Here is an 11,604-nt window from a genome sequence, read left to right on the forward strand (position 1 = left end):
CCAACCACACGGCCCGGCAGCCGGTGGAGTGTTGCCGCCGTCAACGAGTGGTTGTGACGTAGTGGTCCGACGACAACTCGAACACCCGCACTCGCCGACCGTAGGTGGGATTGACGGTCTCACGGACCGGATGCATCCCCAGTTTGGTCATGATCCGCTCGGACGCGTCGTTGCCCACTTGGGCGATGCTGACGATCCGCTCCAGCCCACGCTCTTCGAAGCCGAACCGCAGAGCAGCTCGCGCGGCCTCGGTGGCCAGGCCCTGCCCCCAGTGTGAACGTCCCAGCCGCCAGCCGACCTCGACCGCCGGCAGTACCTCCGGCAAGTAGCCGGGAACCGAGAGGCCGGTGAACCCGGCCAGCTCACCAGTGGACCGGATCTCCACGGCGAACAGGCCGAAGCCCTGTGATTCCCACTCGCTCTCCCATGCCCGGACCCCGCTGCGGGTCTGCTGTTCGTCACGGACACTGCCGTCACGAATCCACCGCATGACCTCGGGGTCGGCATTGACGGCAGCCATGGGCGCAACGTCTTCCTCGCGCCAGCGACGCAGGACCAATCGGGGAGTCTCAAGCGTGACCATCCCATCATTCTGGATCACCCATGGCTCTCACACGGGCTGAGTCAGGGAGTGTTCCGCTGGGCACATGCCATCCGTTGTCTGCCGACCCGCCTGCTCATGGTCACGAACTTGGCGTGAGCAGCGCTGGTGACTCGCCTCGCACATCAACGTCGGTGAACGGTCCAGCCGATGTCAGGCGCGAGGTGCGGGGTGCGTGGGGGTGTTCACCGGCGGTAGGCGGTGGTGGCGACAGCGGGCAGGAGGGCGAGGGAGAGGATGCCGCCGGTAAGGGCGAGGACGGGGTAGCTGGTGGCGGCGACCATGACACCGGAGGCCATACCGCCGGTGGCGCCGGCGATGGCGATGGCGACATCGACCACGCCCTGGGTCTTGGCGCGGGTGGCGAGCGGGACGGTGTCCGAGATGATCGCGGTGCCGGAGACGAGGCCGAAGTTCCAGCCCAGCCCCAGTAGGGCCAGCGCGAGCGCGAGGGGTACGAGCGAGTCGCCGGGTGCGGTGGCGGCGAGGATGCCAGCGGCCAGGAAGGTGATGCCCGTGGCGGCGACGATCTTCATATGGCCGTAGCGGTCGACGAGCCAGCCGGTGAGTGGTGAGGGCAGATACATGGCGCCGATGTGGATGGCGATGACGAGGCCGGAGGCAGCTGTCCCGTGGCCGTGTTCGTGCATGTGGACCGGTGTCATCGTCATGATCGCAGCCATGACGAGCTGGCTGATAACCATGACGAGCGCACCGAAGACGACGACCTTGCGCCCTTCCCGGATATCCGCGGCGTCTGCGGTGGTCGCGTCGGCGACCCTGGTGTCCTTCGGCATGGCGAGGCTGCGAGCCAGGAGCAGCGGGTCGGGCCGCAGCCAGACGGCGAGGACAAGGGCGGCCAGGGCATAGGCGATGCCGGAAAGGATGAAGAGTCCGGCGAGGTTGGGCACGCCGAGGGATTCGGCGAGATGGCCGGTGGGGGCAGCGAGGTTGGGTCCTGCGACGCCGCCGAGGGTGGTGGCGACCAGGACGGTTGAGACGGCGCGGGCGCGGTGGTCGGGGCCGGCGAGGTCGGCTCCGGCGTATCGGGCCTGGAGGTTGGTGGCGGTACCGGCGCCGTAGACGAAAAGGGCGGTGAACAGCAGGACGGGGTTGTCCAGGATGACGGCCGCGATGACGCCTGCCGAACCGATGGCGCCGGTGAGGTAGCCGACGGCGAGGCCGTGGCGTCGGCCACGGGATTGGGAGATACGGCCGACGGCGATGGCGGCGAGAGCGGAGCCGGCGGTGAACAGGGCGCTGGGCAGCCCCGCGAGGCTGGTGGAGCCGAGCATGTCCTGGGCGAGGAGGGCGCCGACGGTGGCGCCGGCGGCGAGGCCCGCACCGCTGAGGATCTGAGAGGCGATCAGGACGCGCAGGATGCGGGGCTGGGCCTGGGCGGGGTCGGATATGGAGTCCGTCGTGTCGCCGGGAGCGATGCTGGTCATATCTCTTTCCGGAGCGTCGGTGAATGGCGTTGGCTTGGGGCTACCGCCGCGGCGCCGGGTGGACGACGCTTCGGGCCGGTGCACGGAGTGTGGGCTGTTCGCCCGCGTCGCCGCGGGCGACGTCATCGCGCCGGGTGTACGGCCGGTGGAAGAGTGCTTCGCCGCGCACATCCCCGGCAGGCTCTCCCTCGTCGCAGCCGTCCTCGGCCTCATCCACCGCCGTCGCCATCCTCACCCCCGCCTCCGGGCTGCTCGCTGCCCGCCCTGGTCCAGGCGGCACACTTGGTGCCCTCGGCCCGTCCGGACCGCGCAGCGGATGACTCTCCGAACCCGCGCTGCACCACAGAGCTTAATGCGTGTCACCACGCATTAAGGATGCGGGGGTGGCGATGCTCCGCGGGATACGACGGAATCGATCCGTACCAGGCGCCCGACCAGCCGGGATGACGACGGTGACGGAGACGGTCACGCGAAGAGGAGCGATCGACCTTTCGCGCACCTGCATCCCAGCGGATCCCAACACCGTTCGCGGTTTCCGCCAGGGACACCCCGATGCGCACCGAGAGCCACACGCGGCCGCGCACGGGCGGCCGTTGTTGAGTAGCACATACTGTTTCGCCGGGAAATCGGTCGACCACAAGATGGGCCACGGCACATATGACCAGGTGCCAGCGGACTCAATTCAGGGGAACATATATGGATCGCCGGAGATTCCTCGCGACCGGCGCCGGTGCTCTTGGTGCCGCCGCCATCGGTCAAGGCCTCGCACTTGGCAGCGCGACGCCCGCCGCCGCCGACGACGGCCGACTGGCCGACTGGTTTCAGAAGCGTGTGACGGAGCGGGAAGGATCCCCCTGGACGGACGAAGCCCAGGGCATCACCTCTGACGGCAAGAACGGATACAGGTGGGTTACCACCAACGCGGACGCCGACCTCGGCTACAAGGGCATCTGGCGCCTGAACGGGGAATACAAACCGGACAAGTCGCTGATCTGGAACGAGTCCTGGTGGCCTGACGGCAATACGAATCACCACATCGGCGCTCCTCAGCACGACCTGTACCACGGCAACATCTGGGTCCCTATCGAGCACGGTCCGCAGCCGCGAGTCTGGTGCGTCCCCGAAAGCCTTGGCTCCAAGGGAAGCATCTACAATTTGGGCCATCCCAGCGACAGTTGGCATCAGAATACGTTCGCCTGGTGCTCACCTGACCAAACGCGTTCCTCCGCCCCCATCCGCACCTCTCAGGGTGGCGGTGGCCTGCTCTACACATCACAGAGCAGCGATAACATCATCTACGGCTACAAGATGATTCCCGGCGATGTCCTGCACGCTCCCTACATGAAGATCGCCCGGACATCCCGGCTTCCGCACACCATTGACGGCATTGCCGGCGGGTTTGTGATGGAAGGTCGGCTCTACCTGTCCATCGAGCCCGAGGACGGTTCATGCGAGGTCCGCTGCTACCGGTTCGGTCGCCGCAACACGCAGGGTGTTGAAGACCTGGAACCGATGACGTACGAGGGCACTTACGTCGTTCCGGACACGGGTGACGGAGTGTTCGGCAACCCGCACGAGGCCGAGGGACTGTGCTACGACCCCAAGTGGTGGGGAACGGGCGATACGACCCAGGTCAGTGTGCTGATCCTCGACCAGTACGCGACAGCGGACGATTCGATCTCGATCCGTCACCTGGATATGCCGCACGAGGTCAAACCCGGGCCCGTCATCTTTTGATCCGCCACGGCGGCGGCTGTCCGGTCCAGACATCGTGACGTCAGGCCGGACGGCCGCCGGGTGCCGATGCCGTCGACGCGGAAGAACGCGCCGGGACGACGGCCGGGAACCGGGGTGGCGCCGCCTCTCGTGTGCACGGCGGCGCCCGGACATCAGCTTGCGGCGATGAAGCGGTTCACGATCTCCGCGAACTCGGCACCCCGGTCTTCCTGGAGAAAGTGTCCGCCGTCCTTCACCACGGCATGCTCCTGGCCCGCGCAGCCGGGTACGAGCTTGAGGAAGACCCGGTCGGCTCCGCGGGTGATCGGGTCCTGGTCGCTGAAGGAACAGAGAAAGGGCTTGGCGAAGCTCCGAAGGGTCTGCCACGCCCGGCGGTTGGGCTCGGCCGCGGGATCGTCCGGGGACACGGGTACCAGCAGCGGGAACTGCCGTGCCCCCTCCTTGAACGTCTCATCGGGGAAGGGCGCGTCGTAGGCGGCGATGACCTCGGGAGCGAGCGCGGTCGTGCAGCCGCCGTTGACGATGTCGCCCGCGCGGAACTCCGGGGTCTTCTGGCTGAATTCACGCCATGCGCGGAAGGCGTCGCCCGGATCTCGGTCCCCGGTGGGCAGGAATGTGTTCGCCACGACCACACGCGCGAAGCGGTCGGGTGCCTCAGCCACCAGGCGCAGACCGATGAGTCCGCCCCAGTCCTGGCACACCAGGGTGATGCCACGTAGGTCCAGCCGGTCGAACAGAGCCTCGCGCATCCAGTCCACGTGGCGCTGGTAGGTGTAGTCCGAGCGCTGGGCCGGCTTGTCCGACCTGCCGAAACCGACGAGGTCGGGCGCGACGCACCGGTGCCCCTCCGCGGAGAGGACCGGAATCATGTGCCGGTAGAGGTAGGACCAGGAAGGCTCCCCGTGCAGCAGCAACACGGTCTCGCCCGAGGAACCGTCGCCGTCGTCGACGTAGTGCACCCGCAGCGCCTCATCGCTGCCGTCGCCCGCCGCCACGTCCGCATAATGGGGCGCGAAGGGGTAGTCCGGAAGGTCGTCGAACCGCTCATCAGGCGTACGAAGACTATTCATGGGACGACTCTAGGGGCGTGTACGGCCTATGGAAGGTGGCCAATCAGCCTTCCGGAACGTATCCCTCCCCGCGCTGCGCCACACCGTTACGCAGGCCCGTACCCAGGGTCGTCGGTCAGACCAGGTCACCACCCCTCCGCAGTTCCATGAGGTCGAGAGGTGGCAGTCGGGACAGTTCGGCGTCCGCGGTGCGCATGGCGGCGGCGTGCTGCGGGGTATCGAGGACGGCCGTGATGGCGTCGGCGATCTCGGCGCGCGTCGCCCTGAGGTCCAGCGCACGCCCCAGGCCGCGCCGGGCGAACGCGGCGGCATTGTGGGGCTGGTCGGCGAGAACGCCCATGACCAGCACGGGCGTTGCGCCCTGCACCGCGTCGAGCAGGGATGCCCGGCCGCCGTGCGTGACGAACAGATCGGCGTGGCGCAGGAGCCCGGGTTGCGGGACATGCTCGACGACCTTGATGCGGGGGCCGGTGCTCGGCAGCTGCTCCGCGAGCTTGCCCGCGGACACGATCGCGTCGCAGTCGATGGCGGCGAGCGCCGCCATGATCTCCTGGTATGCGCTCCCCACGACGGTACCCAGACCGGTCATTGCGGTGGTCAAGGTCCCGAGGCTCACGTAGACGAGCGGACGGGAGGAGGAGGGCGAGCGCTCCAGCCACCCGGGGAGGGCGGTGCGGAACTCCGCGACGGTGCGTCGGACCGCGCACGCCGAGGGTGGCGGAACCGGGTAGAACCACTCGACCGGCGCGGGGGTGACCATACGAGGGAGCACGGGCGTGTCCTGCTCGTACTGTTTGCAGAGGGGGAGCAGTGCGGGCGCGATGTCGGTGTCCCAGAGGTCCAGGAGCACCGGTCCGAGGCCGTTGTCCGCTGCGAGCAGGGGCAGCCCCAGGACCTTGGCCGCGAGGTGCGCACCGAGGTCGCTGCATTCGGCGATCACCAGATCGGGCCGTGCCCGTGTCCACTCGCTGAGCAGGTCACGGACCTTCGCCTCGGCTTGTTCCGGCCAGAGGTCACCGAAGACGTACCGGTTGAAGCGTGCGTTCCCCCAGCCCGTCCAGATCTCGCTCGCCGTCTGCTGAACGAAGGGATCACACGTCCAGTTCGTTCCGGCGCTGTGGAACTCCACCCCGCGCCGCCGCGCTTCGCGGCGGAGCATGACGGGGGCATGGAGCGTGACGTGGTGGCCCTGCTCAAGGGCCGGGCGGATGACGAAGTCCAGCGCGGAGACATGGGAGGGTATCGGCTCGGCGGTAACGGCTATGCGTAAGGCCACGGACACTCCAAAGTGCTCGTCGATGTATGGCGTGGTGATGGGATTGCGTCGCAAGGGGACGGTGCCGTGCGGCGGTCGCCGGACAGGGCGTGGCGGTGTGCGGCGAGGCCGCACTCGAGGGCCTCACCGATGCGCGTCGCACCATGGCGACCGGACGTCGGCGGCGTCGGTATCGGTATCGGCGCGGGACGGGCCGGAGGCCCTCAGACCGGTCCGGCCTCCAGCCACTGGTGGATGGCGAGTGCGGTGGTACGGGCGTGTTCCTCCAGCATGGTGAAGTGGTTTCCGGGCACGGTGACCTCGGTGTGCGGCAGGCTCCAGTCCGGGGCGGGTTCGGCACCGGGCAGTGGGTCCCGGGCTCGTACGAACAGGGTGGGACAGGCGAGCGACGCAGGTTTCCAGCCGCTGAAGAGCTCGAAGTATCCGGCCATGGCGGTGAGCCGGTCGGGGCTGGCCGAGGCGAACTCCGCCGCCCGGCGCAGCATGTCCGACGTCATCGCGGAGAGCGCCTGTTCCCGGTCACCGTGACCGGGAGGATCGGTGTCCACCAGGACGACGGCCGCCGGTGCTGCGCCCTCGGACTCCAGACGCTCGGCCACCGCATGGGCCACCCAGCCACCGGCCGACCGCCCCAGCAGTAGGAGTGGGCCTTCGGCCGCGGCCGCAGCCGAGCGGACGGCCATGGCCTGGGCGGTGACGAGAGCGTCCAGTGTGGCGGGCAGAGCCTCCCGGGGCTCGAACCCCGGGTGCCGCACCGCGGATACCGGCCGCAGCCCGCGCAGCCCGGCACCCAGACGCGCGTACTCCTGCGGTCCGGACACTGCGCTGAGCGCGGGGAGGCAGACCAGCCGGGCTCCCCTGCCGCCCGCCGTGAGCAGAACGGGTTCATGCGTCGCAACCGGCGCCCCGGTCCTGTCGAACACCGGGCGCAGGCGCGCGGCGATGGTGAGGAGCGCCACCTCGCCCGGCGCCGCCATCGTGACCGGGCCCGCCTCCGTGCTGCCGTAATGCTCCAGATAGGGGACGCGGCAGATCGCCTCGAAGGACTCGCGGAAACCGGGCCCCGCCGCGGCCCCCGCGCTGACGCAACCCCGCAGCGCGGGGGCGCCCAGACCGGCGCCGTCCCCGCCTCGCTCCTCGTCCCGGACCGCGTCGAGCAGCGCCGAATATGTGGTTTGGACCCCACCGAGCAAGGTGAACGGATCCTCCACACCTCGCAGTTCGCCGAGCACACCGGAAACCGAGAACCGGGGCAGCAGCATCGCGCTCGCCCCCACCGCGGTCACCCCGAGGAAGCACACCACCTGGCTCATCGCGTGATGGAGGGGCAACGGCCACAGCACGCGGTCCCGTTCGGACGGACCCAGGACACCGACGAGGCCCGTCGCGACCGGCGAGAGGCGGTTGCGCTGGGTGGACAGGACGCCCTTGGGCGTGCCGGAGGAGCCCGAGGTGTAGAGCAGCCAGGCCACTTCGTCCAGTGCGAGATCGTCCCGGGCCGGCGTCCGCGGCTCCGTAGCCGCCAACTCCTCGTATCGCAGAACGCGGCCCGAGATCATCGGGGGCCGGCTCCCGATCGCGCCTGCCGCGCCCGCGCCCACCTCGTCCGCCCGCTCCTCGACGTCGCCGCCCTCGGCCACGACCACGGTCAGCTCAGGCCGGAGAGACAGCGTTCGCCGTCGTGTCGCACAGGCGCCGTCGGTGATGAGCTCCCGTGCCCCGCTGTCCTCGAGCAGGCGGGTCAGCTCCTCGTCCGAGCTCCCGGGATCCACAGGCACACCCACGCCGCCGGCGCGGGTGACGGCGAGCAGGCTCTCGACCGTCTCGACACGGTTGCCGAGCAGTACGGCCACTCGGTCACCGCGCGCCAGGCCGAGTCCCATCAGGTGACCGGCCAGCCGTGCGGTCCTCCGTTCCAGCTCCCGGTAGGTCACATGTCTCACCGGGTCCTGAAAACAGACCTTGTCCCCGAAGCGGCGGGCGTGGTCGCCGAGCAGTTCCGGCAGCGGTTTGACGATGTCGGCGTACGTACCCACTGCCTGACCTCCAAGAGCGACCCGTCGGGCCCGAAGGGAACGGCCCCCGCCGGGTGGCGGGGGCCGTCGACCGGCGGGGCAGCCGCAGGGGGGGTCGGTTGCCGACGCCGGGGGTGGGGGGTGGGGAAGGCTATGTGTGCGTCACCAGTCGATGGCGTCGGAGCTGTCGCTCTGCCAGAAGGTGACCTGCGCACTGTCGTCGATGTAGACCGAGCCGCCCGGCAGCGAGACGGAGGTGGCGGCATCCGAGCCCTTGAGATACACGCTCAGCTCGGTGACCTTGGTGCCGTTGGTGCCGGAACCGTCGGCGCTGGAGGTGAGGATGCCCGCGTAGCCGGACTTGCCCGGCGCGAGGGTGACGAGGGCCTGCGGCTTGGTCTCCTCCGCGACCGGCGTGGCTGCCTGGGCATCGTCGAACCGCAGCGAGGGCCAGTCGACGAGGCTGCAGGTGGTACCGGAGTTGTTGGTCGCCTTCAGCAGCATGTGGTTGACCGGACGCGACACCTTGGAGACGGTCATCGACATCGTGTCCGGGTCGCACGTGGTGATCTTGGAGCTGGAGCCGCCCGCCGCACCACCGCTCTTGCCGTCACCGCTCTTGCCACCCGCGTCCTGGGCGCCACCGCCCGCGGACGCGTCCTGCTCATCGCCACTCTGGGAGTCGGAGCCCGTGGAGGCGGCGGCCGAGTTCCCGGCGGAGTCGGAGCGCTTTCCTGCGTCCGCGTCGTCGTTGTTGCACGCGGCCAGGGTGAGGGTTGCGGCGATCAGCGTGGCGCTGGCGACGGCGGTGCGGACGGTACGGGCGTTGATCGTGGCGCTCGACATCAGAAGTTCCCTGTGGGTCAAGTGGTCGTCTTGCGGTACGTCTCAAGACTGTGCCGACCCGCTGGCGTACGGCTGCTGTTCCAGTGCCAGATCGCTAACGTCTCACTAACGCGACGATCCACGCTGGTCGGTCTCGCTCGGACCGTGCGTCGGAGCGGAGCGGCATGAGCGTCATCACCGCGTCTCCACCACGGTCAGTTCAGGGGGCGTTCGTAGACGAGGAACCCCTCGTGGCGGGCCACCCGGTCGTAGAGAGCCCGGGCCGTCGCATTGTCCGCGTGCGTCTGCCAGTAGAGCTTCTCGGCCCCGGCCCTCCTGGCCGCCGTGGCCGTCGCGTCGATCAGTGCCCTGCCCACTCCCCTGCCGCGCGCGGCAGGAGTGGTGAAGAGGTCCTCCAGATAGCAGCTGGCCCGCGCGGACCACGTCGAGGGATGCAGAACGTAATGACAGATGCCCACCAGCGCCTCGTCGGCCCACGCTCCCAGCCCGCCCATCGGCTCCGCGGGGTCGGCGAACCGGGACCACGTCAGATCAGTGACCTCCGATGGCAGAACCTGCTCGTAGAAGTCCAGGTACGCCCGCCACAGCGGCTCCCACGCCTCCCTGTCGACCGAGGCCAGGGGGCGCACCTCCACCCCGAAGTTCGACATGCCCCTACCTCTCCCTCGCTCGTCATCGCAGTACATGAGGGTGCGACGAAATCAGCATCCCCAGCACTCGCGATCCACGATATCCGCAAGACTTTGTGAGCGGAAGTGCGGAATCGCTCCGGATGCCCATGCCGCGATCACCGTCATACGGCGTGGCGCGCCCGTCTCCCGCCGCGCGACCGCCCCGCGCTGTGTCGGCCCCATGCCGCGACCGCCCCTCGCAGTCGGCCCTGCTGGCCGTGGGCGCGAGCTCCCCGATCGACGACAGTGCCTCCTCTCCTCAATGGCACCGCGGGCGACACCGACTCAACCAGCAAGGTGACGGCGCCTGGAAGGCTGCGCCGATAATTCGGTTGCTTTCCGACGCGACCGCGCCCAGGATGTCCGCGGCCGCATGCGCCACCCGAGTGGAGCATGGGCTAGGGAAATCCCTCGGAATGAACCAGCGCACTCCCCCGTGGCTTACGATCCGTCGACGGATCCGCATGTCACGGTGAACACCGGACAGGAATCAGCACGTGAGCCGTACAGGCACCTTGATCGAAACTCCGCGCCTACGTCTGCGCGCGTTTCGAGACGATGACGTCGATGCATTCTGTGAATATCGGTCGCACCCTGATGTGGCTCGCTATCAGGGCTGGTCGGCTCCTGTGTCACGCGAAGCGGGGGCGTCAGACATCAGAGAATACGGAGGGACTGCCCCCTCCGCACCCGGATGGTTCATGTATGCCATCGAGACCAAAGCGAGCGGCCTGCTCATCGGGGAAATCGGCGTCCACCTCCATCAGAACGAGATGCAGGCGGATATTGGCTTCACCCTGGCTCCCGCACATCAAGGCATTGGACTTGCCACAGAGGCGACGACGGCTGCTGTCGACCATTATCTTGCACATGGCTTGCGCCGCATCTCCGCGGACTGCGACGCGCGGAACATCCGGTCCGCGGCCTTGCTCGAGCGAGTCGGGTTCCGGTTCGAGGGTCTTCGTAAATCGAACCGTTACGCCAAAGGCGAATGGGTCGACGAGCTGTTCTTCGGCATGGTCTCCGAAGACCGAAAGGCCACGTAAAGCCCCAGACCGCCGAACACCTCGGTTTCTGGGACCACTTGAGCGAGCTCGGGCAGGTCACGAAGGTTGACGAAGTCGATCTCGTCAGCGAGGTCCTCACCGACGCGGGCCACGACGCGCCACCCGTTTCTGACCCGGTGCCCTCACTGCACCCAACCTCCCCGCACAGCCGTGGACTCGGGCGGTGACCGTCACCGCGTTCCCGTGCCATCACGACGTCACAGGCAAGAACCCGGTGGCCAGCGAGGCCGCCACAGACAACCATGCGACGTATGAGCGATGAAACCGCGCGATGGACCCAGGCGACCGTCTACCCCGACATGTGGGCCGACCCGGACAACGACCCACGCCACAGCCAAGAGCCCAGCCCTGAGGGTGAACTCGCAACGCTTCAGGACTTCCTGGCGGGGTATCGCCTGACCCTGCGCATGAAGTGTGAGGGCCTGGACGCGGAGCAACTCGCCCGGCGCTCCGTTCCGCCGTCGACGATGTCACTGCTCGGACTGATCCGGCACCTCGTCGAGGTGGAACGGGACTGGCACAACTGGATCAGCACAGGAGACCCGCTGCCGAAGCTCTACGGCGAGCGTGACGCGGACTTCCACGGAGCTGTCGGTGAACAGGCCGCGGTCGATTCCGCGTTTGCCGATCTCGAGCACGCACAGGCCACGACCGACGCCGCGGTGGCCGAACACCCGGACCTGAGCGAACGGGTGGGGAAGGACAAGATCGCCATCCGCGAGCTGATGGTGCACAGGATCGAGGAGTACGCCCGCCATTGCGGCCACGCCGACCTGCTGCGCGAGTGCATCGACGGGCGGGTTGGCCAGTGACGATGGCCAGGGTCCGCACCCCGTCACCACTCCATCCATGATCGGACGCCTTCTTCGCCCA

Annotated in this window: 11 protein-coding genes; 3 read left to right on the forward strand and 8 right to left on the reverse strand. The window is 68.5% G+C overall.

What is annotated here, in order from left to right; translation table 11 throughout:
• Positions 1-40 precede the first annotated feature (40 nt).
• The 3 genes from AC07FT_RS28710 to AC07FT_RS28720 form a co-directional block, all read right to left on the reverse strand.
• Positions 41-583, reverse strand: coding sequence for a GNAT family N-acetyltransferase (locus AC07FT_RS28710; protein ID WP_479178818.1), 543 nt, complete (start codon positions 581-583; stop codon positions 41-43).
• 203 nt (positions 584-786) lie between these two features.
• The gene (locus tag AC07FT_RS28715; RefSeq protein ID WP_479178820.1) at positions 787-2,049 is read right to left on the reverse strand and encodes an MFS transporter; all 1,263 of its coding nucleotides are present in this window, start codon (positions 2,047-2,049) and stop codon (positions 787-789) included.
• Between the two features lie 40 nt (positions 2,050-2,089).
• A complete protein-coding gene (locus tag AC07FT_RS28720; RefSeq protein ID WP_479178821.1) occupies positions 2,090-2,278 on the reverse strand; it encodes a hypothetical protein in 189 nt (62 codons plus the stop codon).
• 467 nt (positions 2,279-2,745) lie between these two features.
• On the opposite strand from AC07FT_RS28720, the gene AC07FT_RS28725 reads away from it, so the two are divergent.
• Positions 2,746-3,786, forward strand: coding sequence for a hypothetical protein (locus tag AC07FT_RS28725; RefSeq protein WP_479178823.1), 1,041 nt, complete (start codon positions 2,746-2,748; stop codon positions 3,784-3,786).
• Between the two features lie 152 nt (positions 3,787-3,938).
• Here the strand turns inward: AC07FT_RS28725 and AC07FT_RS28730 are convergent, their stop codons facing one another.
• The 5 genes from AC07FT_RS28730 to AC07FT_RS28750 form a co-directional block, all read right to left on the reverse strand.
• The gene (locus AC07FT_RS28730; RefSeq protein WP_479178824.1) at positions 3,939-4,856 is read right to left on the reverse strand and encodes a haloalkane dehalogenase; all 918 of its coding nucleotides are present in this window, start codon (positions 4,854-4,856) and stop codon (positions 3,939-3,941) included.
• A 115-nt stretch (positions 4,857-4,971) separates the two neighbouring features.
• Positions 4,972-6,132, reverse strand: coding sequence for a glycosyltransferase (locus AC07FT_RS28735; protein WP_479178825.1), 1,161 nt, complete (start codon positions 6,130-6,132; stop codon positions 4,972-4,974).
• A gap of 203 nt (positions 6,133-6,335) precedes the next feature.
• A complete protein-coding gene (locus tag AC07FT_RS28740; protein WP_479178826.1) occupies positions 6,336-8,168 on the reverse strand; it encodes an AMP-binding protein in 1,833 nt (610 codons plus the stop codon).
• Between the two features lie 141 nt (positions 8,169-8,309).
• Positions 8,310-8,993 carry a DUF4232 domain-containing protein gene (locus AC07FT_RS28745; protein WP_479178827.1) on the reverse strand — a complete coding sequence of 228 codons (684 nt, stop codon included), beginning with the start codon at positions 8,991-8,993 and terminating at the stop codon, positions 8,310-8,312.
• Between the two features lie 194 nt (positions 8,994-9,187).
• Positions 9,188-9,643 (reverse strand): N-acetyltransferase family protein, encoded by a 456-nt coding sequence (locus tag AC07FT_RS28750; protein WP_479178828.1) that lies wholly within the window; start codon positions 9,641-9,643, stop codon positions 9,188-9,190.
• 518 nt (positions 9,644-10,161) lie between these two features.
• Here AC07FT_RS28750 and AC07FT_RS28755 point away from each other — a divergent pair.
• Both AC07FT_RS28755 and AC07FT_RS28760 read left to right on the forward strand, forming a co-directional pair.
• Positions 10,162-10,710 carry a GNAT family N-acetyltransferase gene (locus AC07FT_RS28755; protein ID WP_479178829.1) on the forward strand — a complete coding sequence of 183 codons (549 nt, stop codon included), beginning with the start codon at positions 10,162-10,164 and terminating at the stop codon, positions 10,708-10,710.
• 272 nt (positions 10,711-10,982) lie between these two features.
• Positions 10,983-11,543, forward strand: a complete 561-nt coding sequence (locus tag AC07FT_RS28760) for a DinB family protein (RefSeq protein WP_479178830.1) — start codon at positions 10,983-10,985, stop codon at positions 11,541-11,543.
• Positions 11,544-11,604 lie beyond the last annotated feature (61 nt).

This window comes from Streptomyces sp. NPDC045899, from assembly GCF_056431485.1.